The organism is Escherichia sp. E3659 (genome assembly GCF_005781135.1).
Lineage (GTDB): Bacteria > Pseudomonadota > Gammaproteobacteria > Enterobacterales > Enterobacteriaceae > Escherichia.
In genome coordinates, this window is the sequence record NZ_VATQ01000030.1 from 36,358 (window position 1) to 62,447 (window position 26,090).

The 26,090-nt window shown below is 55.8% G+C and carries 29 protein-coding genes; 9 read left to right on the top strand and 20 right to left on the bottom strand.

Annotated features, from left to right (window positions below):
• The first annotated feature begins 286 nt into the window (after positions 1–286).
• On the top strand, positions 287–1,129 hold the full coding sequence (locus FEK47_RS19700; protein WP_135486909.1) for a winged helix-turn-helix domain-containing protein: 843 nt from the start codon (positions 287–289) through the stop codon (positions 1,127–1,129).
• A gap of 54 nt (positions 1,130–1,183) precedes the next feature.
• On the opposite strand, the gene FEK47_RS19705 is transcribed toward FEK47_RS19700, so the two are convergent.
• The 12 genes from FEK47_RS19705 to FEK47_RS19760 all read right to left on the bottom strand — a co-directional run bounded on the left by FEK47_RS19705 (position 1,184) and on the right by FEK47_RS19760 (position 11,593).
• On the bottom strand, positions 1,184–2,161 hold the full coding sequence (locus FEK47_RS19705) for a flagellar hook-associated protein (RefSeq protein WP_135486908.1): 978 nt from the start codon (positions 2,159–2,161) through the stop codon (positions 1,184–1,186).
• 16 nt (positions 2,162–2,177) lie between these two features.
• Positions 2,178–3,107 carry a flagellar hook-associated protein FlgL gene (flgL, locus tag FEK47_RS19710; protein ID WP_135486907.1) on the bottom strand — a complete coding sequence of 310 codons (930 nt, stop codon included), beginning with the start codon at positions 3,105–3,107 and terminating at the stop codon, positions 2,178–2,180.
• A gap of 14 nt (positions 3,108–3,121) precedes the next feature.
• A complete protein-coding gene (flgK, locus tag FEK47_RS19715; protein WP_135486906.1) occupies positions 3,122–4,498 on the bottom strand; it encodes a flagellar hook-associated protein FlgK in 1,377 nt (458 codons plus the stop codon).
• Positions 4,499–4,801: 303 nt separating this feature from the next.
• Positions 4,802–5,101, bottom strand: a complete 300-nt coding sequence (locus tag FEK47_RS19720; RefSeq protein WP_135486905.1) for a rod-binding protein — start codon at positions 5,099–5,101, stop codon at positions 4,802–4,804.
• Entirely contained in the window at positions 5,101–6,201 is a 1,101-nt protein-coding gene (locus FEK47_RS19725; protein WP_020219107.1) for a flagellar basal body P-ring protein FlgI, read from the bottom strand. Before FEK47_RS19725 ends, FEK47_RS19720 begins: the two co-directional genes overlap by 1 nt.
• 14 nt (positions 6,202–6,215) lie before the next feature.
• Positions 6,216–6,881: a flagellar basal body L-ring protein FlgH gene (gene flgH, locus FEK47_RS19730; RefSeq protein WP_000800871.1), complete on the bottom strand. Its 666-nt coding sequence runs from the start codon at positions 6,879–6,881 to the stop codon at positions 6,216–6,218.
• A gap of 82 nt (positions 6,882–6,963) precedes the next feature.
• On the bottom strand, positions 6,964–7,749 hold the full coding sequence (gene flgG, locus FEK47_RS19735; RefSeq protein WP_000990541.1) for a flagellar basal-body rod protein FlgG: 786 nt from the start codon (positions 7,747–7,749) through the stop codon (positions 6,964–6,966).
• 278 nt (positions 7,750–8,027) lie between these two features.
• Entirely contained in the window at positions 8,028–8,765 is a 738-nt protein-coding gene (locus tag FEK47_RS19740; RefSeq protein WP_089521214.1) for a flagellar basal body rod protein FlgF, read from the bottom strand.
• The gene (flgE, locus tag FEK47_RS19745; protein ID WP_138183344.1) at positions 8,765–9,967 is read right to left on the bottom strand and encodes a flagellar hook protein FlgE; all 1,203 of its coding nucleotides are present in this window, start codon (positions 9,965–9,967) and stop codon (positions 8,765–8,767) included. Before flgE ends, FEK47_RS19740 begins: the two co-directional genes overlap by 1 nt.
• A 143-nt stretch (positions 9,968–10,110) precedes the next feature.
• Positions 10,111–10,824: a flagellar hook capping FlgD N-terminal domain-containing protein gene (locus FEK47_RS19750; RefSeq protein ID WP_135486904.1), complete on the bottom strand. Its 714-nt coding sequence runs from the start codon at positions 10,822–10,824 to the stop codon at positions 10,111–10,113.
• On the bottom strand, positions 10,824–11,255 hold the full coding sequence (gene flgC, locus FEK47_RS19755) for a flagellar basal body rod protein FlgC (protein WP_000010949.1): 432 nt from the start codon (positions 11,253–11,255) through the stop codon (positions 10,824–10,826). The genes FEK47_RS19750 and flgC overlap by 1 nt, the downstream gene beginning before the upstream one ends.
• A 2-nt stretch (positions 11,256–11,257) precedes the next feature.
• Complete coding sequence (locus FEK47_RS19760; RefSeq protein ID WP_000512950.1) at positions 11,258–11,593, bottom strand: flagellar basal body protein; 336 nt, start codon at positions 11,591–11,593, stop codon at positions 11,258–11,260.
• 81 nt (positions 11,594–11,674) lie between these two features.
• On the opposite strand from FEK47_RS19760, the gene flgA reads away from it, so the two are divergent.
• The 5 genes from flgA to FEK47_RS19785 all read left to right on the top strand — a co-directional run bounded on the left by flgA (position 11,675) and on the right by FEK47_RS19785 (position 16,759).
• Complete coding sequence (gene flgA, locus FEK47_RS19765) at positions 11,675–12,412, top strand: flagellar basal body P-ring formation chaperone FlgA (protein WP_135486903.1); 738 nt, start codon at positions 11,675–11,677, stop codon at positions 12,410–12,412.
• A gap of 80 nt (positions 12,413–12,492) precedes the next feature.
• The gene (gene flgM / locus FEK47_RS19770) at positions 12,493–12,771 is read left to right on the top strand and encodes a flagellar biosynthesis anti-sigma factor FlgM (RefSeq protein ID WP_135486902.1); all 279 of its coding nucleotides are present in this window, start codon (positions 12,493–12,495) and stop codon (positions 12,769–12,771) included.
• Between the two features lie 12 nt (positions 12,772–12,783).
• Positions 12,784–13,212, top strand: a complete 429-nt coding sequence (locus tag FEK47_RS19775) for a flagellar protein FlgN (protein WP_135486901.1) — start codon at positions 12,784–12,786, stop codon at positions 13,210–13,212.
• A 127-nt stretch (positions 13,213–13,339) separates the two neighbouring features.
• Positions 13,340–14,272, top strand: coding sequence for a lysine-N-methylase (locus FEK47_RS19780; protein WP_135486900.1), 933 nt, complete (start codon positions 13,340–13,342; stop codon positions 14,270–14,272).
• A 48-nt stretch (positions 14,273–14,320) separates the two neighbouring features.
• Positions 14,321–16,759 (top strand): glycosyltransferase, encoded by a 2,439-nt coding sequence (locus FEK47_RS19785; protein ID WP_135486899.1) that lies wholly within the window; start codon positions 14,321–14,323, stop codon positions 16,757–16,759.
• Between the two features lie 109 nt (positions 16,760–16,868).
• Here the strand turns inward: FEK47_RS19785 and FEK47_RS19790 are convergent, their stop codons facing one another.
• Genes FEK47_RS19790 through FEK47_RS19825 form a run of 8 tightly spaced genes read right to left on the bottom strand, consistent with a single transcriptional unit; the run spans position 16,869 to position 23,738 of the window.
• Positions 16,869–17,273 carry an adenylyltransferase/cytidyltransferase family protein gene (locus FEK47_RS19790; RefSeq protein WP_135486898.1) on the bottom strand — a complete coding sequence of 135 codons (405 nt, stop codon included), beginning with the start codon at positions 17,271–17,273 and terminating at the stop codon, positions 16,869–16,871.
• 2 nt (positions 17,274–17,275) lie between these two features.
• Positions 17,276–17,710, bottom strand: a complete 435-nt coding sequence (gene fliJ, locus FEK47_RS19795; RefSeq protein WP_001248919.1) for a flagellar export protein FliJ — start codon at positions 17,708–17,710, stop codon at positions 17,276–17,278.
• Between the two features lie 2 nt (positions 17,711–17,712).
• On the bottom strand, positions 17,713–19,050 hold the full coding sequence (gene fliI / locus FEK47_RS19800) for a flagellar protein export ATPase FliI (protein WP_138183345.1): 1,338 nt from the start codon (positions 19,048–19,050) through the stop codon (positions 17,713–17,715).
• Positions 19,043–19,753, bottom strand: a complete 711-nt coding sequence (gene fliH, locus FEK47_RS19805; RefSeq protein WP_138183346.1) for a flagellar assembly protein FliH — start codon at positions 19,751–19,753, stop codon at positions 19,043–19,045. The genes fliI and fliH overlap by 8 nt, the downstream gene beginning before the upstream one ends.
• Before the next feature lie 3 nt (positions 19,754–19,756).
• The gene (locus FEK47_RS19810) at positions 19,757–20,767 is read right to left on the bottom strand and encodes a flagellar motor switch protein FliG (RefSeq protein WP_135486895.1); all 1,011 of its coding nucleotides are present in this window, start codon (positions 20,765–20,767) and stop codon (positions 19,757–19,759) included.
• Positions 20,745–22,391, bottom strand: a complete 1,647-nt coding sequence (gene fliF, locus FEK47_RS19815; RefSeq protein ID WP_138183347.1) for a flagellar basal-body MS-ring/collar protein FliF — start codon at positions 22,389–22,391, stop codon at positions 20,745–20,747. Before fliF ends, FEK47_RS19810 begins: the two co-directional genes overlap by 23 nt.
• 4 nt (positions 22,392–22,395) lie before the next feature.
• Complete coding sequence (locus FEK47_RS19820; protein ID WP_089521203.1) at positions 22,396–22,737, bottom strand: flagellar hook-basal body complex protein FliE; 342 nt, start codon at positions 22,735–22,737, stop codon at positions 22,396–22,398.
• Between the two features lie 14 nt (positions 22,738–22,751).
• Positions 22,752–23,738, bottom strand: coding sequence for a sigma-54 dependent transcriptional regulator (locus FEK47_RS19825; protein ID WP_135486894.1), 987 nt, complete (start codon positions 23,736–23,738; stop codon positions 22,752–22,754).
• A gap of 387 nt (positions 23,739–24,125) precedes the next feature.
• Here FEK47_RS19825 and FEK47_RS19830 point away from each other — a divergent pair, with 387 nt between their 5' ends.
• The 3 genes from FEK47_RS19830 to fliP are packed head-to-tail and all read left to right on the top strand — an operon-like array spanning position 24,126 to position 26,090.
• On the top strand, positions 24,126–24,977 hold the full coding sequence (locus FEK47_RS19830; RefSeq protein ID WP_000922510.1) for a FliM/FliN family flagellar motor switch protein: 852 nt from the start codon (positions 24,126–24,128) through the stop codon (positions 24,975–24,977).
• The gene (locus FEK47_RS19835; protein WP_000043128.1) at positions 24,970–25,341 is read left to right on the top strand and encodes a FliM/FliN family flagellar motor switch protein; all 372 of its coding nucleotides are present in this window, start codon (positions 24,970–24,972) and stop codon (positions 25,339–25,341) included. Before FEK47_RS19830 ends, FEK47_RS19835 begins: the two co-directional genes overlap by 8 nt.
• Positions 25,338–26,090 (top strand): flagellar type III secretion system pore protein FliP, encoded by a 753-nt coding sequence (fliP, locus tag FEK47_RS19840; protein ID WP_135486893.1) that lies wholly within the window; start codon positions 25,338–25,340, stop codon positions 26,088–26,090. The genes FEK47_RS19835 and fliP overlap by 4 nt, the downstream gene beginning before the upstream one ends.

Genomic DNA, 26,090 nt, shown 5'->3' on the forward strand with positions numbered 1-26,090 from the left:
TTTATCAAATACTTGATATAGTTAAGATTGTCATCAATTAACGCGTTTTCTTCTCAATGTACTGATGCCAAAATTTACATTGCGTTGCAAATAGTACACATTTGGCTATTGTACCTGTCCTGTCATTTCGTTACATTTCCACGCCATATAGTGATTAAGAATAATCCTATTACCATAAAATATTAATTATCACGCAGAAAAATCATCTTCTCAGGGACGTATAAGACTGTGCTTTATGCAAAGCACTATCAGGAAACATTTATCCCTTGCTAAGGTAAACTCAACTATGAGTATTATTATCAACAACTGGCGGATGGACCCGTCGCTTAATGCCTTAATACATTGCGAAACGGGTGAAACACGTCGTCTCGGCGAATACCATTTTATTTTGCTGGAAACATTAGCAAAAAATGCCGATGTGGTTTTATCGCGATCTTATTTATGTGCCGAAGTATGGAAGAACCGCATTGTCGGCGGTAACAGTCTGCCGACGGCGATCCATGCATTGCGCGTTGCTATCGACGATGATGGCAAACAACAGAACATTATCAAAACCATCCCGAAAAAAGGTTACTTGTGCAATAAAGAGTATGTGTCTTTGCCGGAGTCATCGCCTGCGGAAGCGCTGATTATTACCGACCAGATACAGGAAACAGTGCCAGAAGAGATATCTTCGACAACACCGCCTGTACCTGGTAGAAAAAAACATAAAGGACTGATGGGGTTAGCGTTAACCGCGGCTGTTATATTTATTGGCTCGACCGTGGGGTATTCACACTTAAAAAATACACCTGACGCCCCGCAACTGGTAAAAGAGTCAATTAACAGTCCAAGAATAAAAATATTTCACCTTACTTCTGGAAAAGAAAATAGTTCCATACCGTTACTGTCACAAACCCTCGCACCAGGAAAAGACAAACTCGATAATTTATTGTCAGCGCATAATATGACCATGACAACCTATTATAAATATGTTCGTAACCGACTGGAGAGTGATATTGTTCTGCGCAACCAGTGCAACGGTAGCTGGCAATTAACTTTTAATGTGGAAGGCTGGCAGAATAGTGATATTAATAGCGCGATGTATCAGAATTTAGAGAAGTTGTTAAATACTGTGCAGAAGTGCTGATGAGTGCCAATATATGCCGGATACGACGCTAAAGGCGTCTTATCCGGTTGATAATTACCCCAATAAATTCCTCACCGTCTGGCTGGAAATTCGCGCCTGACCGTTCACCGCCTGCAATAAAATCTGATAGTTATGATTGGCGCTATCGAGCACGCCGCCGAGGTTTTCCGATGCCTGCACGGCGTTTTCCGTTTGCGGGAAGCGGGACATACCGTCGATCAGCTGCCGCGCCTTTTCCTGCTGCACCGCCATTTGCGCGCGCTGCTGATTAATGTTTTCCAGCATTTGAGAAATCCCCGCCCCGCCTTGTTGCAGGCTTTGCGCAAAGCGGTCCGCCTGTGACGGTTCGGCAAAGGTTTTTAGCGGCATAAACGCTGATTTATCACCATCGGTGCGCACGCTTAAGGTGCTTTCAATGTTGGGCCACTGTTTTTCGGTAGTGGAGAAACTGATGCCGTCCGCTTGCTGATGCAGCTGCACGCCCACGCGGCGCAGGGCGTTGGTCAGCCGCGTCTGGTACTGCGCGGCGCTGTCATCCTCAGACAGCATCACCGCCGAAAGCTGGGTCTGCCGCCCGTCAGTGACACTGAACATACGCGTTCCCGGCGTGGGATTGTGCACGAGATTCGCCAGTTCCGGCGAGTGAAAGGTCACCCGCGCTTCCCCCTGCAACACCGGCTGCAACTGGCGGTCCACCGCGCCGCCGGAAAGCGCGGTGCGCTTGTCCAGCATCTGCATCAGCGCCGAACTCTGCGCCTGCCCGCCCTTACGCTGGCTGTGACGATAATCGAGCAACTGCTGTTCCAGTTGCCCGAGGTAGTGATCCGCCTGCTGCAACGTGGTGAGCTGGTCGTTAAGCTGCACGCTGTAACGCTGCGGGCGAGTGGTAATCAGCGGCGAGGCCGGATATTCACTCGCCGTCGCCGGGAGTTTTTGCCGCACCGCCTGAGTGGGCGCAACGGTTGACGACGATACCGCAGCGCTATGCGCGCCGCCGGTGGCGAGTGACGAAGAAGTAAGTCCGACCTGCATACTGTTCCTGAAAGAGTTAGAGAACGCTGAACAAATTCAACTCACTCACTTTCGAGTAAGTCTTGAGGGTAGCTTCCATTGCCACTTCCAGTCCGGTAAAGGTGATCGACGCCGGACCGTAATCGAGATCCTGTAAAGAACCAATCAACTCATCATTAGAAGTGGAGATATCGGTCTGCGCATCGCTCAGCATCGACATGGTGTTCTGCGTCTCGCCGAGCGACGCAATCGAGGCGTTGAGGTCGTCCGAGGCGGTATCCACCACATCAACGGCGTTCTGAATATCGCTCTGCACCTGCGGATCTGCCGGGTCAACGTTGGGGTCTTGCAACTCCTGAGAGAGCGAATTGAGCGTGTTGAGCACGTCTAAATTGCTACCGAAGAAATCGCTCGCCGCCACGTTGGTGTCCACTTCCACGCCGTTCGACACAGTGGTCTGGCGGTGGTCGCTGTTGCCCTGATAACTGTAGCTGTCGGTCACGCCATCGCCGTCGTCGTCCACCGCCACAATCGGCGGCTGATCGTTGATGGTACCGCCAAACACGTAGTGCCCGTCTTCGTCCTGATAATTGAGCGCCGCGACCATTGATTCGGTGAGCGACTCAATATCCTGCCCGAGACTTGCGAGCGAATCGGCGGTATTGGTGCCATTCGCCGCTTCCAGCAGGTCGTCGCGCACCGCCAGCAGGCTGTTGTTGACGCCATCAAGGATTGATTCCTGCTGACTTAACCCCGCCGACGCGGAGTCGATATTGCTCTGATACTGCTCAATCGCCGACTGTTGGCGGTTTAACTGGGTAATGCGCGTGGCGGCGATCGGGTCATCCGACGGCTGCAAAATCTCCTTGCCGGTTGCCATCTGCTCGACCACATGCGCCAGATCGCCGGAGAGATTATTAAAACTTTGCGTCATCGAGACGTAGGTTTGTTGGGTGGTTACTCGCATTCTCGCGCTCCCGCTTAGCTGCACATTTCCAGCACCGAATCGAAAATCTCGGCCCCGGCGGAAATGACTTTCAGATTGGCTTCATAAATTTGTTGATAGGTGATCAGGTTCACCGCCTCTTCGTCCATGCTGACGCCGCTGACGCTGCTCTGCTGGTTTTGCGCTGCGGAATAGACATTGGACGCGGCATCGACTTCCGTCTGATTTTGCTGACTGTAAATGCCGATATTGCTGATGATTGACGAGCACGCCTGCCCGACCGTCACGCTGCCGAGGTTGGCGATCTCCAGTGGTTCGGTGGAGATATTGATCAGCGCCTGCAGGTTGTCGCTGTTACCGCTTTCGTCCGGCGAACTGGAAAATGCCAGCTCGTCGGCGGTGATATCCGGGTTGACGGTCAGCGGGCCATCGGCATTACTGGCATCGTAAATAAACAGCGGCTCGCCGGGGTTACCGTTGAGATCGTAGCCCTGCGCCAGCTGGTTGTTGACCGCATCGGCGAACTGCGACGCCATGCTGTTGATGGTATCGGTCAGCGGCGTCAGCACATCGTTTTGATAATCAAACAGTGCGCCTAATGAACCGCCGGTGTCGGTGGTCATCGTCGAGGTGGTGCCAGCGAACGTCAGCGACATGGTTGGCGTGCCATCGGCGTTGGTTTCCAGCGCGATGGTCGAGCTTTGCTGCCCGCTCACCAGCGGCTGGCCGTTTTGCAGCGTAACGTTGTAGTTGCCCTGGTCGTCGATATTGACCTGCACATCCATCATCCCGCTAAGTTCTTCCACCATCTGATCGCGAGCGTCGTACAGCGCGGAGGCATTATCACCGTTGGCTTCAGCCTGGGCGATTTGCTGGTTATAGCTGGCGATGCCGCTGGTGAGCGTGTTGATTTGCGACACCATCGCCTGCTGCTGGCTGATGATTTCCGTACTTTGCGAGTCGACGTAATCGAGCGTGTTGTCGATACGCAACGACAGCGCCCCGGCTTCGCTGATCACCTGCTCGCGCAGGGCGGAATCATCGGGGCTGGTGGTCGCTTCATTAAGGGCGGCGAAGAAGTTATCGAAGCCGCCGCTCAGGCTGCTGTTATCGTCGCTTAGTACCGCTTCCAGTTGGCTGAGATACCCCTGCTGGGTGCTGTAATAGCCGTAATCGCTGGCGGCATACCACACCTGATTCACCTGATACTGGTTGGAGACGCGGCGAATGCTGTCGACCTGCACGCCGTTACCAGCGCTGTTCGGCGAACCACCGCTGGCACCGATGGTGCTGATTTCCGCCACCTGACGGGTGTACCCCGTGGTCATGGCGTTGGCGGTGTTTTGCGCCGTGACGTTCAGCTCCACCTGCGCGGTTGATGCGCCGCTGTAGCCGATGTTAATCATGTCCATGTTGGATCCTTACCGGTAAATCGTGCCGGTTAAAAGCGGCGTAAAGATGGGGATTCTTAAGTTCCGTAAACCGGGTGCCGAACGCCTTATCCGGCCTACAAACAGGCGCAAACATAAAAATATGCGCGGACTCGTAGGCCTGATAAGACGCGACAGCGTCGCATCAGGCACCGTGCACCGAACGCCGGATGCGGCGTAAACGCCTTATCCGCCCTACATACGGGCGCAAACATAAAAATATGCGCGGACTCGTAGGCCTGATAAGACGCGACAGCGTCGCATCAGGCACCGAACGCCGGAACCTCATTTATGCTTCGGCGACAACTGCTTCACAATCATCGCCGCAATCCCAATTCCATGCTGCTGCGCCAGGGTGTTACACAACTCATCGTCATAAAACCCCTGCATCATGCGCACCGAATCGCTGTTAAACGGGTTATCTTTTGAATCAAACAACTCGTTGGTTTTACGCATCTCTTTCAGCATGTTGCGTAAAAAAATCGCCTCAAACTGCTCCGCGGCCTGCTTGATATCATTGCCCTGAACCTTCGGCCCCATTAACGCATCGCTGCCGCCAATCCCGCCGCTGGCATTCACTTTCATCAGATCACCTCCAGGTCGGCATCCAGCGCGCCCGCCTCATGCAGCGCCTGCAAAATCGACATAATGTCGTCCGGCGTTGCGCCTAAACTGTTCAACGCATTAACCAACGTTTTCAGGCTGCTCGACTCCGGCAAACTCACCACGCCAGGGCGCGCATGATTCACCGCGATATTGCTCTGCGGCGTTACCGCCGTGCGCCCGCCCGCAAAGGCATTCGGCTGGCTGACGTTGCTGGTTTCGTTAATCGAGACGGTCAAACTGCCGTGCGACACCGCCGCCGCGTGTAGCGCAACGCCATCGCCCATCACCACCGTACCGGTACGCGAGTTAAACACCACGCGGGCGCGGATTTTCTCCGCCTGCACCTGTACATCGTCCAGTTGCGACATAAACGCCACCCGCGCGCCGGGGCTGGTGGGCGCGCGCACGGTAACGTTGGTGGAACTCTGCGCCGTGGCAATGCCGCCAAACGAGGCGTTAATCGCCGCCGCAATGTTGTTAGCATCTTTAAACGACGGGCGTTTCAGGTTAAGGGTGATAGTGTCGCCCATCTGAAAATCGCTGGGGATCTCGCGCTCCACCGTTGCGCCGTTGGGAATTAACCCGGCAGTCGGCGTATTAACCGTTACGCTGGAACCGCTGGCCCCGGTGGCATTCATCCCGCCCACCACCACGCTTCCCTGCGCCAGGGCATAAACTTCGCCATCCGCGCCGTGCAACTGAGTCAGCAGCAAGGTGCCGCCACGAATACTTTTGGCATCGCCAATCGACGAAACGGTGACATCAATGGTCTGCCCGCGCGAGTACATCGGCGGCAGCGTGGCGCTCACCGCCACCGCGGCGACGTTTTTCACCTTCGGGTCGATTTTATTCGGCAGTTGCACGCCAAACTGGCGCAGCATATTGGTGATGGTCTGGTTGGTGAATTTGACCTGGTTTTTATCGCCCGTGCCGTCGAGGCCAACCACCAGGCTGTAGCCCACCAGTTGGTTTTCACGCACACCTTGTACGTTGACCAGCGACTCCAGTGATTGCGCCAGCGCCACGCCGGGCAGCGCCAGGCTTACGGCTACCACCACCGTTTTTATCCAGTTTTGCATTGCACTCTCCGGCATTAGATCGGGAACAGAGGATGGTTAAACAGCCGCGTCAGCCAGCCTGCGGCGTTGGCGTCGCTTAACGCGCCGCGTCCGGCATAGGAGATGCGGGCATCGGCGATCCGCTGGGAGGAAACCGAGTTGTCGTTCTGGATGTCGTCGGCGCGCACCAGGCCGCTTAAACGGATGTACTCATCGCCCTGGTTGAGGGTCAGCCATTTTTCGCCGCGAATTTCCAGGATGCCGTTGGGCTGCACCGCATGAACGGAAACGGTGATCTCCCCGCGCAGGCTGTTCTGCTGCTGGGAAGTGGCGCTGCCGTCAAAGTCGCGGTTGGCGTCGATAGAGCCGGAAAGCTTATCTTTAGTGTGTCCAAAAATAGTCGGCGCGCCGATATCGACGGTGTTGCTTTTGCCGAAGTTGGTTTTCGCCTGTTTGCTCGACTGGGTGGATTCTTCGAGGATCACCGTCAGAATATCGCCCACGCGGTAAGCCCGCCGGTCGGCGGTCAGCGACCAGTTGTAGCCAGTTTCAAACACGCCCCCGGCACGCCCGTCTGCCGGAGGCGGCGCTTCGGTGGTTGGTGGCGCAAAGTATGCGTCGTCTTTTTTGACCAGAATGGCCTGCGATTCACACCCGCTAAGCAGGGGAAGCAGCGCCACCAGCCAGAGATAATTTTTCACGTTCTGCCTGTTTTAAATACAGTGAGTTATGTGCTCTTGTAGGTCGGATAAGATGCGTCAGCGTCGCATCCGACATTTCGCCTTACAGCGTCTGGCTGATGTACTGCAACATATCGTCCGCCGCCGACACCATTTTGGCGTTCATCTCGTACGCGCGTTGCACCGTAATCATCGCCACCATTTCGTTGACGATGTCCACGTTCGAGCCTTCCAGCGCGTTGTCCTGCAAAGTGCCAAGCCCATCTTCGCCCGGTACACCTTCGGTCGGCTGTCCGCTGGCGGCGGTTTCCAGATAGAGGTTGTCACCCTCGGCAGAAAGCCCGGCCGGGTTGGCGAAGTTCACCAGCGTCAGTTGCCCTAACTCGGTCGCGTCGCTGTCGCCGGGTAAGATCGCCGTCACCGTGCCATCCTCACCAAACGCGACGCTGGTCGCCCCCGCCGGAACGTCGATTTCCGGCTGCAACGGCAAGCCCTGCGAGTTGGTCAGTACGCCGTCGGCGTTCACCTGCAAGTTGCCGTCGCGGGTATAGGCGATATCGCCATTGGCCTTTTGCACCTGCAAAAATCCCTGCCCCATAATGGCGACATTCATGGCGTTGTCGGTGGTTTCGACGTTGCCTTCGGTGAAGGTTTTCTGAGTGCCGACAATGCGCACGCCGCTACCGAATTGCAGCCCGGTCGGCATGATGTTGTTCTGGTCTAGCATCGCGCCCGGCGCTTCCTGGGTCTGGTAAAACAGATCCTGAAACATCACCCGGTCGCGCTTAAAGCCGGTGGTGTTAACGTTGGCGATGTTGTTGGCAATCGCGCTCATTTCAGCATCCTGCGCCGAGAGGCCGGTTTTGCTGATCCATAATGCTGCGTTCATGGTGGTAAATTCCGTGTTATTTTTGGGCCGCGGTTGCCGGATGCGGCGTGAACGCCTTATCCGGCCTACGGTTTGGGCACAGGCTTGTAGGCCTGATAAGACGCAAAGCGTCGCATCAGGCACCGCCGCATAACTGCCGGATGCGGCGTAAACGCCTTATCCGGCCTACGATTTGGGCACAGGCTTGTAGGCCTGATAAGACGCAAAGCGTCGCATCAGGCACCACCGCATAACTGCCGGATGCGGCCTGAGCGCCTTATCCGGCCTACGATGTGCGGTTACGAGCCGCGCAATAAGCGGTTGCCCGCGTCGCTGATATCTTCGGCGGTTTTCATCATTTTGATCTGCGCTTCAAACTGGCGGTTCATGGCGATGGACGACATCATCTCGCTCACCGCCGAGACGTTGCTGCCTTCGAGAAAACCGCCGCTGACTTTGATATTTTCATCGCGCTGGGCCGGAACGCCGTCGGTAGTCACCAGCATCCCTTCAGGATTTTTCGCCAGGTTAGCGACCGGGATATCCACCAGCTTCAGGCGGTCGATATCCATCGTCGCGGTCACGTCGCCGTCATCGGGCGTCACCGAGAGCGTGCCGTCACTGCCAAACGAAGCAATGGCGTTCGGCGGCAGAATGATCGGCCCGTTATCCCCCAGCACCAGATTGCCGTCGATAGTCAGTTGCCCCTGATCGTCCTGCTGAATGTTGCCGTTGCGGGTATAAACTTCGTTGCCGTTTTTATCCTGCACCGCAATGTAACCCGCGCCCTGAATCGCCACGTCCAGCGGGCGCTCGGTTTTCTCCGCCACGCCCGTGCTGTCGTTCACGCCGCTGGCCCCTTCCTGCGCCATATAGCGCGTGTCGAAGCCGCCGCCTTTCACCTTGTCGTTGGTCGCCATCGCCATGTCGGCGCGAAAACCGTTGGTATTGACGTTCGCCAGGTTGTTGGCGCTAATCTGCTGCTCGTACAGGGTCTGAGAAGCACCGCTCAGGGCGGTATAAATCAGGCGGTCCATTACATTGCCTGGAACAGCGCGTCATCGAGCTGCGTGCTGGTGGCGATAACTTTGGTGTTGGCCTGATAGTTACGCTGGGCGGTCATCAGGTTGACTAACTCGCTGGTGATATCGACGTTAGAGCTTTCGAGCACGCCCGACGAAAGCGTGCCGCAGGTGCCGGAGCCGGGAACGCCAATCAGCGGGGTGCCGGATTCGCCGGTTTGTACCCACGCGGTGCCGCTCACCGCTTCGAGGCCGTTTTCATTCGGGAAGGTCGCCAGCACCACCTGCCCCTGCAACATGCGCTCGCCGTTGCTGTAGGTAGCGTAAACTTTGCCATCGTCATCGACCTGCACACCGTTTTGCGTTGCGGAGGCGTAGCCGTTGGCGGCGTTGGTGGTGACCGAGAAGTCCGAGCCGTATTGTGTACAGGTGGAGTAATCGACGGTTAAGTCGATGGGCGCGGCGGCGTCGGTCTGAAACTCAATGGTCTGTGGCGTGGTTGGCGAAGTCAGCTTCCCGGTATTCGGGTCGAAGGTTAAGGTGGTCGCCGGAACGCCAGTCTGCTGCTGACCGTCGAAGGTGTACTGCACTTCCCAGGTGTTATCGCTGGTTTTGGTGAAGTACTGGCATACCGAGTGTTCGTTGCCTAATGAGTCATATACCGTGGTGGTGTAGCTGTCGGTATAGGAGCTGCTGTTGGTCGCGTCGAACGGTACGGTTGTACGGTCGATAGCCGCGTCGCTGGCATCGAAGTTGGCGGTAAAAGTCAGGCTGCTGCTGGCCTGCGCCGGAATATTGCCGGTTTTGATCTGGATATCTGTGACTGTACCGGTTTGCAGGGTGCCGCTGTCATCGACCGGATAGCCCTGCAAATAAGCGCCTGAGGCGTTAACGATATAGCCGTTTTTGTCGGTTTCAAACGATCCGGCGCGGGTATAAGAAATGTTGCCCGCGCTGTCGCAGGTAACAAAAAAGCCATCGTTGTTAATCGCCAGATCCAGCGCGTTGCCGGTGGAGACCAGCGAACCGCCGCGCGAAATGCTCTGCGCCGTACCCGCCACGCTGACGCCCATCGCCTGGCTTCCGGCATACATGGCTGAAAACTGGGTTGTCATCGACTTATAGCCCACCGTTCCGGCGTTGGCGATGTTGTTACTGATCCCGTCCAGCTGTTCGTTAACGGCATTCAGCCCCGTTGCGGCAATTTCATAACTCATTGTTTCGTCCTGTTAATTCAAATTTTGACAGCGTGCCCATTGTTTTGCCGGATGCGGCGTGAACGCCTTATCCGGCCTACAAAACTATGCAGATTCATGTAGGCCTGATAAGCGAAGCGCATCAGGCAATTTGGCACCGGACATCACGCCACATCACTGTCGGCATCGGGTACGCCAAACTGGCTAATCATGGTGAACGGCACTTCACCCACACCAGCAACGTTGAGCACCGGAGAGCTGCCGTCGAGCGGGATGCGCACATCTTCCACTTCGCCGGAGACTTCAATCGGCACCTCTTCTTCCCCGGTGTTGGTGACCACCGAAACGTCGTAATCGCCAGGCGGGATGCCGTAATCGGCGGGATCCACCGAGAAATCAACCTGACCTGGCCCGACGGAAGAACTCCCCTCCGGGATAAGCGACACCGTGTAGTCATCGCCTGCGGCATCGGTAAAGTGGAGATCGGCGGTGGTACAGGCGCCGTCAAGCGTGGCGCGACCGTTAATGGTCTGGTCGCTCACCTGCAAGGCGGTGGTCTGCACCATAATGTCGTCGCCCACCAGGTTGCCGAGCGCCATCACCTGAATGTTGCTCATCAGCACCGCGTTGGTGTTGGCCTGCACGCTCATCTCTTCCATCATCGCCACCTGCGCCATCGACGAAAGCTGGTCGATATATTCGGTGGCGTCGGTCGGGTCGGTCGGGTCCTGGTTTTGGATCTCGGCAACAAAAAGCGTCAGGAAAGTATCGACGGGCGAGCTATCACTGCTGCTTGTCGTGTCGCTGGCCGCCACGTTATTGCTTTCCGCCGTGGCGGTCGGCTGCGGCGATTGCGCATTCAGCGCCAGGGTATTCATCAGGCTTCTCCCAGTTTCAGCAGGCTTTGCTGCATACTTTTCACGTTGTTGAGCACATCGACGTTGGTTTCGAAATCGCGCGAAGCCGACATCATGTCCGCCATCTGTTCCACCACGTTGACGTCGGGGTACCAGACATCGCCGTTGGCGTCGGCGAGCGGCGAATGCGGTTCATAGCGTTTCACCGCCCCGCCGGTTTGCAGCACGTCCTGCACCTGCACGCTGGCACCGTCGATCGCATGACGATGCGTTCCCGCCAGCAAACTGTGGTGATACACCGCCGCAAACACCGGGCTGCGCGCTTTATACGCCTGCGCCTCGCTGCTGGCGGGCGCATTGGCATTCGCCAGGTTACTGGCAACGGTATTCAGACGTAGCGTTTGCGCCGTCATCGCCGAGCCGGAAATCTGATAGATATCAGTAAATGACATGCTTATTTCCCTTCAATGGCCTCTCTGATGCCGCTGATTTGCAGATTCAGAAAGGTCAGACTGCTTTGATAATCCATACTATTTTGTGAAAACCGCGCCTGTTCGCTGTTCAGTTCCACGGTGTTGCCATCTTCCGACGGCTGCATCGGTACGCGGTACTGGACATCCACCGCCGCGTTATTTGCCCGTTGCATCTCCCTGGCAAAATCAATATCTTTAGCCTTGAAATTTGGCGTATCGACGTTCGCCAGATTCGCAGTCAGTAGCTCGGTCCTCTCAAGACGTAACTTCACTGCCTGCGGATGCACTCCCAATGCTTGTTGAAAACTGATCCCCATTTCCTGCGTCACTCCTGCTTCAATCCGCATACGCTAAGCAATCGCCGTGCCATTTTTTAAGTGACTGAAGAGAAAGGGTTTATGAGTTTTCAATTTTGCAGGCGGAAGTTTTATTTCCTCCTGGCGCTGGCCTTACCGGGCTACGCCGCCGTCCATCCCGTGCAACACAGCGCGCGGGAACAAGTCAACGCCCAGGTGCTGAACGCCGCCAGCCAACAGATTGAATCGCTGGCGCAACAGCGGCAGTGGCATGACTATCGCTACACCTTTAAGGTCTATATTCCCTCGCAGATTGCGACCGCCGCCCCCTGTGCTGCGGCACCCGGCGTCACGCTGACTTCGCCTGCGGAAATCGCCCTCAACCGGATGAATTTCACCGTTAGTTGCCCGCAAAGCTGGCAGATGAACGTGGCGGTGCGCCCGGATGTACTGGTGCCGGTGGTGATGGCAAAGTCAGTGGTTGCCCGCGACACGCCGCTCACGGCAAATGATGTGGAGTTGAAGCCTTACAACGTCAGCGCCCAGCGTCGAGAGGTGTTGATGGAGCTCGATGACGCGATTGGTTTCAGCAGTAAACACGCGCTGCAGCCGGGCAGGCCCATCACCAAAGAAGAGCTGGTTTCGCCTGTGCTGGTCGGGCGCGATCAGCCGGTGATGATTATTTACCAGAGCGCGGGGATCACCGCCTCGATGCCCGGCGTGGCGCTGAAAAATGGTCGCAAAGGCGAGATGGTGAAAGTACGTAACGCCAGCAGCCAGCGGGTCATCAGCGCGATGGTGGCAGAAAGTGGCGTAGTGACAACGGTAAGCGCGGAGTAATTTGCGCAGGCGATTAAAGTTTTGCCGCCTGTTAACCGCTTTACCGGAGTAACACACCTTCAAACAGAGACGAGGTTGCGATGAAAATCACCCCGACTATGCCAGGCAATCGCCCGACAGCCACGACGGCAGGCTCCAGCCAGTCGCGCAAAAGCACGGCGACCACTACCACGACGCTGAGCGCCGACGACATTACCCAAGCGGGATTACAGTCCGCCCAGCAAACGCTGAACGACCAGCAAGAGAGCGATATCGACAGCGACAAAGTGGCGCAAATGCAGGCGATGCTGGCCTCCGGCAGCCAGCAAGTGGACACCGAACAGTTAGCCAGCGACATGCTGAGCTTTTTCCAGAACTAAGAGGCCGATGAAGTGAGTATCCGGTTACAACAGGTGAAGGCGTTGCTGCAGGGAATTCGTGACGACGACGTGCTGTATGATTCCCTGCGCGAACGTCTCCAGCGCCAGCGGATCTGCATGATTCGCCGCGCCAGCGAGGAGCTGCTGGCAGTAAACGAGGAGATAACCCATCACTATGAGCAGTTGCATGGACATAGCCATCAACGGCACAGCCTGCTGAAAATGCTCAACGTTAGCGTAAATCGTGACGGTCTGGCGCAGGTTTTCGCCTGGCTTCCGGCGGTACAAAAAGCGGCAGCACAGCAGTTGTGGCAACGCCTTGAGCAAAAAGCGGAACGCTGCAAAGCCTACAACGATAAAAACGGCGAGCTGTTGATTCGCCAGTATGAATTTATTCAGTCGTTTTTAGGCAGCGAAGCGGATTTTCTGTACCAGGAATAACGACAATACCTTCCCCCATAGCGGAAACGGATTTTCCGCCTGATTGCCAATCCCTTGTTTTTGACTACAAAAAATCCCGGCACGCTTATTGCATATCCTGCACAGCATTAAAGACTAGAAGCCACCTATGAGTTTTATTGAATGTTACGAACCGGAATACGTACGCAATTTTATGACGCAACACCCCGGTTCGCCTTTATACGTCCGCAAGGTGTGGAAAAACGAGATTCGCCTGAGCCTGATGCTGACAGAGCCAGTAAGCTGTGAAGCGGTGCTCAACGATGCCAGGGCCTTTGATTTACAGCTCACCTACCGTCCTGTGGAAGAAAATTCCGCAGAGCTTTCCGCGCGCGATGCGATAGTAAACCAGGTGATTTTGAGCACCCTTACGCTACCCGGTTTAACACCAGAGCTTTCACTGTATGCCGTCGGTATCCTGCTCTCCCGCGCCAGTAAAATGCCAGGCAGGGATGGCGATACTCTTGCCCGACTGACAACGCTGCCACAGGCGCTGGCCGATCATGCGAAAAAAGGCACGCTGCAGGCACAGTTCGCCCAGCTCCCGCCCGTGCCTCAGTTGGCACGGCAGCTGGTGACGCTGCTCGGAAGTTTTGCATTTGACTGGTCGATTCTGCCGGAAAGCCCGCGCAAAGCCTCGCTGCCGTTGCAGGTTACCTTACTGACGCTGCATGACGCCAACAGCGAAGCCCTGTTACAACAGCAGCTTCAGGCGCAGTGGCAAACCACCTGGCAACAGCATTTTGCCGCCGCACCGTGGATGATGCGCAACTGGCTGATTTACCGGGTTTACCACGATGTGATTGGCCAGGCTGACGGGGCGGATTATTTCCTGCTGGTATGTGATTTTTATCTCATCCGCACGTTAATCAGTTTGTGGACGCTGGATGATTCACCGCTACGACAGGAGGATATTTTCGCCCTCTTCGCGGTGTTTGAACGCTGGCGAGAGAGTGAAAATGCGCTGCTGATTCGCCAACAAATTCAGGCTGAATGTTGTGCAGAGCCGCTGCTTTATGCGTTTTCGCTGCTACCTTGCTAACGCTTTCAGGCCGGTTTTTCCCGGCCTTATCTACTTCGTAAACATATCATGCAAACCGTCATCAAAACACTCGCCACCCACCGCGAAAAACCGTTCGTCAGCGTCGTCACGCCAACCTGGAACCGCGGCGCATTCCTGCCGTACCTGCTTTACATGTACCGCTATCAGGATTACCCGGCAGACCGCCGCGAACTGGTCATCCTCGACGACTCGCCGCAAAGCCATCAGCACATCATCGACCGTTTGACCGATGGCACGCCGGAAGCCTTTAACATCCGCTACATCCATCATCAGGAAAGACTGCCGCTGGGCAAAAAACGTAACATGCTCAATGAACTGGCAATGGGGGAATATATCCTCTGCATGGATGACGACGACTACTATCCGGCAGATAAAATCTCCTGGACCCTCGCCATGATGCAAAAACACCGGGCGCTCATCTCCGGTTCCGACCAGATCCCTATCTGGTACAGCCATATCAACCGCATCTTTCAAAGCCGCAGCTTTGGCCCGCATAACATCCTCAACGGCACCTTTTGCTATCACCGTAACTACCTGAAAAAGCACCGCTACGATGACGATTGCAATTTGGGCGAAGAGAAAAGTTTCACCGACAATTTCAGCGTTAACCCGCTGCAACTGCCCGGCGAGCGCACGATTCTGTGTATTTCGCACAGCCACAACACCTTTGATAAAGACTTTATTCTCGGGGCCAGCACGCCAGTAAACGCGGCGCTTGCGGATATCGTCCGCGATCCGCTGCTACGCAACGCTTATCTGAGTCTGCATAACGCCACTCATCATCAGGGGATCAACCATCAGGCGATCGATCAGATCGTTCTGCTGAATCTGGATAAACGCCCGGATCGCTTACAGCAGATCCGTGAAGAACTGGCATTGCTGCATATTCCGCCCGAGAAGATCACCCGCCTTGCCGCCAGTGAAGATGAAAACGGTCAACGGGGTCGCCGTCAGTCGCACTTGCAGGCGCTGCGCATGGCGCAACAGCACGGCTGGCAAAACTATCTGTTACTGGAAGATGACGCGGTCATTCTCAAGCAGGAGAAACATATTCAGGTGCTGAACACGCTGCTGGCGAGCCTGGCGAAAATTCCCTGGCAGGTGATGATCCTTGGCGGCGAAATTTCGCAGGGAACGATGCTAAAAAGTTTGCCCGGGCTGGTGCACGCGCGGGACTGCCGCAAAGTGTGTGCTTATCTGGTAAACAGCCGCTACTACCCGCAACTGGCGCAGCAGATGAGCAACGATGAGCACTCCCTTGAAGACGGCTGGCAGCCGCTGCTACGCGCCGACAAATGGCTGGCCTGTTACCCGAGCCTTTGTTACCAGCGACCGGGCTTTAGTGATATCGAGCAAAAAACGACCGACAACATTAGTCACTACTTCAATAAGTTACCCGTAGCCACCAAGCCATCTACATTACCCGTCGCCGATACCATCGGCTTTTTTATGGAAACCTCATTCCACTACGCACTCTACCGCCCAATCATCACCGCCCTACAGGCGCAGGGGCAGAGCTGCACGCTGGTGATCAACGACCGCGTGTTTAAACCGTTTCTTGATGAAATGCTGGCGACGCTAAAAAGCATCGACGATCCGCAGCTCAAAGGTATGCGCTTATCTGAAATGCAGGCACACGGTCAGAGGGTAAAATGCCTGGTCAGCCCCTACCACACGCCCGCGCTCAATGGCCTGGCAGCGGTGAACGTTCGCGCCATGTACGGCTTAGCCAAAGAGATGTGGAACCACGCCGACTGGAACCGTTTTTATCAGCGCATTTTATGTTACAGCCACTACAGCCAGCAGGCGCTGGCGCATTTCGGCAGCGCGAAAATGATCGGCAACCCACGCTTCGACGCCTGGCATAACGGCACGTTCGACCGCGCTCTGCCGGAAAATATCCAACCAGATTACCGTAAACCTACGGTGCTCTACGCCCCCACGTTTGGCACATTAAGCTCCCTGCCCCACTGGGCAGAAAAATTGGGCCGCTTAAGCGGCGATGTGAACCTGATTTGCAAACTGCATCACGGCACCTGCTCGCGCCCGGAAGAAGCTGCATCGCTGGCCCTGGCGCGCAGGCATTTAAAACAGCGCACCGACGCCGCCCGCCACACGCTGGCGCTACTGACAAAGGCCGATTACGTGCTCACCGATAACAGCGGTTTTATTTTCGATGCTATCCACGTTAATAAGCGGGTGATCCTGCTCGACTTTCCGGGCATGACGGAACTGCTCGACGGTGAGAAAAGCTACTCCACGGCAGAGAGCGCCGACCAGCGAATCCGCGAAATATTGCCGGTGGCTCATGATGTTGCGGAACTGCGTCATTTGTTGTCAGAGGCGTTTGACTGGGGTGCGGTGCAGGCGAAGCTTACGGAAATTCGTCATCACTATTGCGATGCGTTTATGGATGGCAAGGCGGGAGAACGGGCGGCGATGGTGATTGTGGAGGCGTTGGGGTAAACCGCAGAAGTGCCTGATGCGCTTCGCTTATCAGGCCTACGGATCGATCACGTCTTGTAGGCAGATAAGGCGTTTACGCCGCATCAGGAAAGAAACAAACATCTCTGTGTTAGTACTTTATATAATCCCCCCTAATCACCTCAATAATCCCCGTCGTCGACACCGATGGCGTGCGGGGAAAATACACCACCTCACAAATATACGCGAAGCTGTCAAACTTCCCGGCCCAATCATCGCCCATCACTAAAATATCCGCACTGTACCCCCGCAGATACTCCGCTTTCTGCTCCAGCGATTCCTCCAGAAATACACCATCCACGCACGCCAGCCCGGCGATAATCGCCATGCGGTCATCCTGATGGTAAACCGGCGCCCTGCCCTTTTTGGCAATATTTAAGGCGTCGGACGATACGCCGACCAGCAGCCGCGCGCCCAGCGTGCGGGCGCGTTGTAAAAGGCGCAGATGACCGACATGAAACACATCAAAGGTGCCGAAGGTGATGACCGTTTTCATGGCTACTCCGCTAATTTGTGCCGCAGCCAGCACTGAACGGCGATGTCGTCCACCGCTTTTTGCGCTTTCGCGGTGGCGCTTTCTTGTTGCTCGCGGCGTTTGTCGTCCAGCGTCAGGGCCACCACTTTCTCTTCGCACGCCGCCGCCGTCAGGTTTTTCTGCATTCGCGTGGCTTTGATGTTAGCCAGCGTTTTTTCCTGCTCCTGCCAGGCGATTACCTTGCGCAAAGTGCCTTTGTAGCCGCTGACGTTTTTCAGCGATTCCACCGACGCCGCCGCGCCCGCGGACGTTTTCTCCACCAGGTAGCCTAACGCCTTGATATTGTTGTCATAGCCTGCGCAAATCTGTTTTTGCTTTGCCAGTTCGACGGTTTTGTCTTTGACCGATTTATCCCGCAGGCGCTGCAACTGCGCCAGGGTGTCGATGATTTGTCGCATAGTTACTGTTCTGCCTTTTTGGCACCAGGAAAGAGAATTTGCAGGCGGCTTTGCACCAGTTCGAGGGAGGCGGGTTCGCGCATCTCCTGGCGCAAAAATCGCTCGATAGCCGGGAACATTTTCACCGCTTTATCGACGCTGGCGTCCGCGCCTGCCACGTAGCCGCCGAGCGGGATCAGCGGTTTGATCTCCATATAGGCGGCGTAGTTTTGCTTTAACGCGCGGGCGGATTGCTGATGTTCCAGGCTGGTGACCTGGTTCATGCAGCGGCTGATCGACTGGCCGATATCAATGGCCGGATAGTGCCCCGCTTCCGCCAGTTTACGGGTTAATACGATATGCCCGTCCAGCACCGCGCGGGCGCAGTCGACAATCGGATCTTGCTGGTCGTCGCCTTCCGCCAGCACGGTGTAAATGGCGGTCATCGATCCGGCGCTTTCGCTGTTGCCTGCGCTCTCTACCAGTTTGGGGATCATGCCGAATGCCGATGGCGGATAGCCTTTGGTGGCGGGTGGTTCACCGAGTGAGAGGGCGATTTCCCGCTGGGCCATCGCGTAGCGGGTCAGGGAATCCACCAGCAGTAAAACGTGATACCCGCGGTCGCGAAACCAGGCGGCGATGGAGTGACACAGTTCGGTGGCTTTCAGGCGCATCAGCGGCGATTCATCGGCAGGCGCGACGACGACGATAGACTTAGCCAGCCCGTCCTCGCCCAGCGAGTGGTCAATAAACTCTTTCACTTCGCGCCCGCGTTCGCCAATGAGCCCAACCACCACGATGTCGGCTTTGGTCTGGCGGGTGATCATCCCCAGCAGCACGCTTTTCCCGACGCCGCTGCCCGCCATTAGCCCGACGCGCTGGCCTTTGCCGATGGTCAGCAGGCCGTTGATCGCTTTCACACCCACGTCTAACGGTTCGTCCACTGAACGGCGGGTTAAGGGGTTGACCGAGGGCGGCAGCGGCGGCAGAAGGTCGTTGCCGTTCAGGCGGCCTTTGCCATCCAGCGGTTCGCCGAGGCCATTCACCACGCGGCCTAACCAGCTTTCGCCAATCAGGATGTCGTGGGCTTTTTCTTCCGGGAAGACGCGTGCGCCCGCCATCAGGCCGACCGGCTGTTTAAACGGCATTAAGTAGGTGATGTCGCGATTAAAGCCCACGGCCTGCGCGTCGATCAGCGTGTGATTGGCGCTTTCGATGCGGCACAACTGCCCGGTCATTAGCGGGCAGCCGACGCTCTCCAGCAGGATGCCGTTAAGGCGCACCAGCCGCCCGGCGACGCGGGCCAGCGGGATCGACTCCAGCGAGCGCAGCGCGTTATCGAAAGCGGAAAAATCACTCACCCTGCGACTCCGGCGTTAGCGTCTCTTTCAGCGCGGTCATGCATTGTTCAAGACGATGCTCGCAGCCGATATCCAGTTCAGATTTGTCGGTGATCACCCGGCATTCCCCCGGCGGCAGATCCGGCGAAGGCATCAGCCCCCATTCGCTGACCTTTTCCGGCTCCGCGTCGCGCAGGCGGTTAAACTCTTCCGTACTCAACATCACTTGCAGGGTCTCCGGCATCGCCGGGAAGGCCGCCAGCACCTCTTCCACCAGCGCCAGCAACTGCGTCGGTTGCAGCGCCAGTTCGCAGCGGATCACCTGGCGGGTGACTTTTTCCACCAGTTGCAGCAAATCTTCCCGCTGTTTACGTTCGATATGGGCGAGGAAATCGTTCACTTTCCCGGTGATGGCTTCCAGCGGCTGCGCTGCCTCAACAAACTGTTTGCGCCCTTCCTGCTGCCCGACGAGGCTGCCTTCGGTGTAGCCCTGGCGTCGCCCCTCGGCAAAACCTTGTTGATGACCTTCGCTAAAGCCCTGTTCCTGGCCTTCGGTCATTCCCTGAGCAAACCCTTTTTGCAGCCCTTCCTGAAAACCGTCCATCAACTGGCGCTGGTAATCGGCGGCGCTGATGCTGGCGGTAAGCGGTTCTCCGGTCACCGCACGCTGGCGCGGCGGGAAACGGTGCAGGCGATAGCGCCCGCGCAGTGTTTCAATAGTCATGAGTTACTCCGCCGTCTGTTCCGCAAAGAGCTGTAGCTGAAACTCTCCAGCCTCTTCCAGTTCACGGGCGATACCCATGATTTCGCGGCGGATCTGTTCGATACGGCTGACTGGAACCGGCCCCAGACGCGCGGTGATCGCTTCCAGTTGCTGCACCTGACGTTTTGGCATTACGGCATAAATGGAACGGCGCAACAGGGCTTCGGTGCCTTTCAGCGCCACCGCCCAGTCTTCCATCGGCACTTCGTCAAGCAGACGCCGACGCACCTCTTCGTTCTGGCGGCTGAGGATAAAGAAGTCGTACATCTCATCCTGTAGCTGCTCCAGCACCTCTCCATCGCGTTCGCGCATCTGGTCGAGGATCACCTGCTGGTTACCCTGGAAGCGGTTGACGATATCCGCCGCCTGTTTGATGCCTTTCACCTTCGAGCCATGTTCAGAGAGCACCGACAGGCCGCGTTCGATCAGGCGGTCCAGTTCATCTACCACGTCGCGGTTAACATCGTTGAGTTTCGCCACCCGGTAGAGAATTTCGTTTTGCGCCGATTCGTTGAGATACGAGAGCACCGCCGCCGAGATTTCTGGCGTCAGAAATGCGAGGAACACCGCCTGCAATTGCAAATGCTCTTCGGAGATCAGCATCGCCAGCTGGCGTGGTTCCACCCATTGCAGGCGCGCCATCCGCGAGCGGATCTCATCGCCGTAGATGCCGTTGATCACGCTGCTGGCGATCTCGGTACCGAGGGCTTTGTTAAGAATGCCCTGCAACATGGATCGCGATGCACCGTTGATCCCGCTCTGTTCGCGGAATTCATCAAAGAAGTTATTGATCACTTTGCGCGCCATGCTGGTTTTGACGCCGGAAAGCCGCGCCATGTTTTCGCTCAGGCGCACCACTTCTTCGCGACTGAGTTTTTGCATCACCGTCGCCGCCGCCTCTTCGCCCAGACACAGCAACAGGATCGCCGCCTGTTCCAGGTAGCTGTTGCTCTTATTTATTGTCAATTCGCTCATTGCTGGTGATCCATTGTCTGAGAACTTCGGCTACGCGATCGGTGTCGCTCATGGCCAGTTTTTGCAGGAACTCGAGTTTCACTTCGAGGCCGGAACTCTGGGACGGCAGGCTGTCATCGCCTGGCAGCGACGGCAGATCGACGTTTTTACGCTCCTCTTCCGGCATGGCGATCCACGGTTCGCTGACGGTTTCCGGTTCTGGTGTGATAACCGGCGCACGCACCGCCGTCAGGCGTTTCATTACCGGGCGCACCACGAAGAACAGCAACAACAGCGCCAGCAGGCCGCAGCCAATCAACCGCACCCAGGCCAGCACGCTGTCATCTTTCCACAGTGGGATCACCGGTTCGACCGGCACCGCCTGCGGGACAAAGTTGAGAAGCGATAAGGTGAGATTGTCACCGCGCTGGGCGTCAATACCGGCAGCATTGTTCAGCAGCGCGGTAAGCTGCGTGGTCTGCTCCGGCTTCCAGTTTTTCAGCGCCGGGGCGTTTTGATTGAGCACCACCGCCACGTTGAGGCGTTTCACCGCAAAGCCGGGATGCTGAATATGCTGGACACTACGGTCGTAAGAGTAATCGCGCTTGCTTTCGCTGTGTTTGGATAACGCTTCCGGCGAGCGATTTTCTTCCGTACCGTTGGTCATTTGATTCGCAGCAACCGGCGGACGGTTGCTGAGCGAACCGGGCACGCCCATCGCCACCTGATTGGTGTCGCTGTCCAGCACGCTCTCTTCGCGGTTGATTTTCGGCGCGTCGCCGTAGTGTTCCTGGGTTTCGTCGATGGTACTGAGGTCGAGATCCGGCATCACGCTGACGCGATAATTCCCCGTGCCAACCAGCGAATCCAGCACGTTCGCCACGCTGGCGCGGGTTTTGTCCTGAATGTCTTTGAGGATCTGATCGCGTTTACGGGTGGCGGCAGAAACCGCCTCGCCCGCGCCAATGCCGTCGGTCAGCAGATTTCCTGCCTGATCAACCACGCTAACTTTGCTGGCGTGCAGCCCCGGAATGCTGCCGGAAACCAGATGCACAATGGCGTTCACCTGGTCCATATTCAGCTTCGCGCCGTAATTCAGACGCACCACCACCGAGGCGCTGCTTTGCGGCTCATCGCTGACCACAAACGAGCTTTCTTCGTTGAGCGCCAGATGCACCCGCGCGCTCTCCACCGCGTCCAGCGACATAATGCTCTGCGCCAGCTCCCCTTCGAGGCTGCGTTTATAGCGCACGTTCTGCACGAACTGGCTGCTGCCGAGCACTTCGTCTTTGTCCATCAGCTCGTAGCCGCTGGGCAAAATCGCCTGCACGCCTTTGGCGGCAAGGGTCATGCGCGTTTTCGACAGCGCCTCTTCCGGCACCAGAATTTGCCCGCTCTGCGGGTCGATGCGGTAGGTAAGTTTTTCGCCGTCCAGCACGGTGACAATCTGCGACACGGGCAGATTTTCCTGGCGTCCGTAGAGCGAGACATAGCCGCGATTGCCGGTCCACAGCACGCTGACGATAATCGCCGTCGCCGCAACGGCAAGCCCCACTCCCGCCATCAACGCCCAGCGTTTGTTATCTGCAAGACGCAGTCGAAACGCCGGAAACGCCTGGGTTAACTTTTTGATCAGTTCATTCATAGTGTTAGATCGACATACTCATCAGATCGTTAAATCCGGTGGCGATTTTGTTGCGCACCTGCACCAGCGCGGAAAAAGAGAGCGACGCCTGCTGGCTGGCAATCATCGCACCTGCCAGGTCATCACTTTTGCCCGTGTCGATAGCCGTTTGCTGCTGCTCCGCCACCTGCTGAAACTGATCAACGTGACCAAGCGCGCCGTACATAATGCGGTTAAATGAAACGTCCGGGTCGGTGGAACTGAAGGTCATGGCGGGCAGCACCGGTGCCTGGGCGTTGGCCTGCATCCGCTGCACGTCCTGCATGATTTGCGCCTGCATGGTGCTGTTGATTGTGGTAATGCTCATTTTTAACTTCCGGGTCAGGAGAAAACTTCGATACCTTGCTTGCGCATGGAGGCCAGTCGATAGCGCAGTGCGCGCGGGGTAATGCCTAACAGGTCGGCAATTTTGCTGCGGTTGCCCTGATATTTACGCATCAGGTCGGCGATATATTGATATTGCGCGCTTCGTCCGTGCTGGCCTAAATCGCTGGTTTCGGCAATGTGGACGGCGGGCTGAACAGGCCATTGCAGTTCGCTGCGGTCGGCAACGTCAGTTTCCGGTAGGCCTAAGGTATCCGGGTAAATTACGCCGTCGCGGTTCAAGATCATTCCCCGCTGAATGGCGTTCTCCAGCTGGCGCACGTTGCCGGGCCAGCGGTAATTCAGCAGCGCACGGCGGGTAGATTCTGAAAGGGTGATATTTTTCACCAGCACCGTGGAGTATTTTTTAATAAATGACTCTGCCAGCGGAATAATATCGTTCAGACGTTCACGCAGCGGCGGCATGGTAATAGGAATAACTGCCAAGCGATAATAGAGATCTTCACGAAAACGCCCTTCGGCGACTTCCTGCTCAAGGTTTTTATTGGTGCAGGCAATCAGGCGAAAATTGAGTTTAATTTGTCGGTTGCTGCCTAATCGCTCAACCTGCTGTTCCTGCAATACGCGTAATATTTTGGCCTGTAACGCCAGCGGCATATCGCCAATTTCATCGAGCAATAAGGTGCCGTTATTTGCCAGTTCCATTTTTCCTGGCACACTGGCAATTGCGCCGGTAAATGCGCCTTTGTCGTAGCCAAATAAGGTGGCTTCCAGCATATTTTCCGGGATCGCCGCGCAGTTCACGCCGATATAGGGCGCATTATCATTTTCACCAAAGGCTACGGTGTGAATATATTTCGCCACGCATTCTTTGCCCGCGCCGGTTTCGCCCTGAATGAGCACCGGCACGTTAAAGGCGGCGACACGCTTTGCCAGAGTAAAAGCGTTAATGCTGGAAGCGGCAGTTGCAATAAGTTCAGACATAGGGTGAACGATATAAGTAGCGACAGAAAACAGGATGTTCTGAAGCGTATCACCGGCGGGATTAACAAGTTTGAATTAAACGATAATAAAAATATTATTTGTTGATGAACAATGAGTTACCCATGTAGGCCGGATAAGGCGTTTACGCCGCATCCGGCAATCGTGCACCGATGCCTGATGCGACGCTTACGCGTCTTATCAGGCCTACAGCTTGTGCAATGTTTTATGACGATGCCCGATATCTCGCCCTTTAATAATTTAATTATTTTTTCTCTCTATTAATAATTTGCCCCTTTCACGCCCCCTCTATTTAATACCTCACCTTGTGTCACTGCCGGAATTGCGTGCACAAAAACGCCCATACCATTACAGCAGAGAAAGTAAGCCATGCTGAAGTACAGTAAAACGCCAGGCATCTTTAAATTAGAAGGTAATCGGCTCGGACGCCCCTACCATCGCCTGCCGACCCTGTTTACGGGGAATTTTGACGTGATTGATTCGCATCTGGGCAGCTACTTTCTCAAAAAGCATCGCAGCAATATCACCTTAAAAAAGATTGGCTGCGAAATGGATATTATTAATAAAAACGCCGAACTGATGGTTTCCCAGGTCGGGCATCTGGCGTTTGATATTGATCGCTCCTTATTGTTAATGCTGCTGGGCAATTTTTATGGTCTGGAGTCGTCTCTTGAAGAGGCGAAAGCGCATAACGGGCTACCGACCAAAACCGAAACACGATTAAAGAACCGTCTGGCGCTGGATATCTGCACGCTGATATTTAATCTGCAAACCTCCGGTATTGCGCTGAAATTAAAGCTGGACAGCAGCACGGTAATTACCCACTGGGCATATCAATTAACCTTTACCCTTGCGGGCGATGAAGAGAGCAGTTTTCGTATTTTGCTCGACGACGCCCACACCGATTTTATTTTGAATCTGATCCGCCACAGCGAGCACAGTAAACCGCAGCAGGTGGCGAAATCCGTCAATAAACCGGCCCTGATTAAAGAAATCATCCGCTCCCTGCCGCTGACCCTGAACGTCAAAATCGCCGAGCTATCGATGAATGTCGCGGATCTGGCGCAGATAAAAGCCGGGGATATTTTACCCATATCACTGGGAGAAACGTTCCCGGTGGCGATTGGGCAATCTGAATTATTTAGCGCCCTGATTGTGGAAGACAAAGACAAACTGTTTTTGTCGGAGCTGGCGGGCAAGAATGAGAATAGCCATGAGTAAGCAAGAAGATATTTTAGCCGGGGATTTTGGCCTCACCGATGAAGTTGCGCCTGTCGCGAAATCCGCCGACGCCGAAACGCTGGTCACCCGCCTGGAGGACCGTTTTTCCGACTCTATGACGCTGCTGAAACGCATTCCGGTGACCTTAACGCTGGAAGTGTCATCAGTAGAGATCATGTTAGCCGACCTGCTTAACATCGACGACGACACGGTGATTGAGCTGGATAAACTCGCCGGGGAGCCGCTGGATATTAAAGTGAACAATATCCTGCTGGGCAAAGCGGAAGTGGTGGTGGTCAACGAAAAGTACGGCCTGCGCGTGCTGGAATTTAACACCCGCGACATCAACGAACTGGCACCATGAAACGCCGCACTCAACTGACGCTGGGCCTTGGGCTGCTGGCGCTTGCGCCGCTGGCGTTGGCCCAGGGTGGCGATATTGCGCTGCTTAACGTGGTCACCCACGGCAACACTCAGGAGTACAGCGTCAAAATCCAGGTGCTGATTCTGATGACCCTCGTCGGTTTGCTGCCGACGATGGTGCTGATGATGACCTGCTTTACGCGTTTTATTATCGTGCTGTCGCTGCTGCGCCAGGCGTTGGGGCTGCAACAAACGCCGCCAAACCGTATTCTGATTGGCATTGCGCTCTCCCTCACCATGCTGGTGATGCGCCCTATCTGGCTCAATATTTACGACCACGCGGTGGTACCGTTTGAAAACGATCAGATTACCCTGACCAATGCGTTAAGCACCGCCGCGACGCCGCTGAAACGCTTTATGCTGGCACAGACCGACAAAAAAGCGATGGCGCAAATCATGACCATCGGCGGCGCGAAGGGCAATGCCGCTGACCAGGATCTCACGATTGTGGTGCCTGCCTATGTGTTGAGCGAACTGAAAACCGCTTTCCAGATTGGCTTTATGATTTACATCCCGTTTCTGGTTATCGACCTGATTGTCGCAAGCGTATTGATGGCGATGGGGATGATGATGCTGTCGCCGCTGATTGTTTCGCTGCCCTTTAAGCTGATGCTGTTTGTGCTGATCGACGGCTGGTCGCTGACCATCGGCACGCTCACCACCAGCATTCGCGGGCTGGGGCTGGGCTGA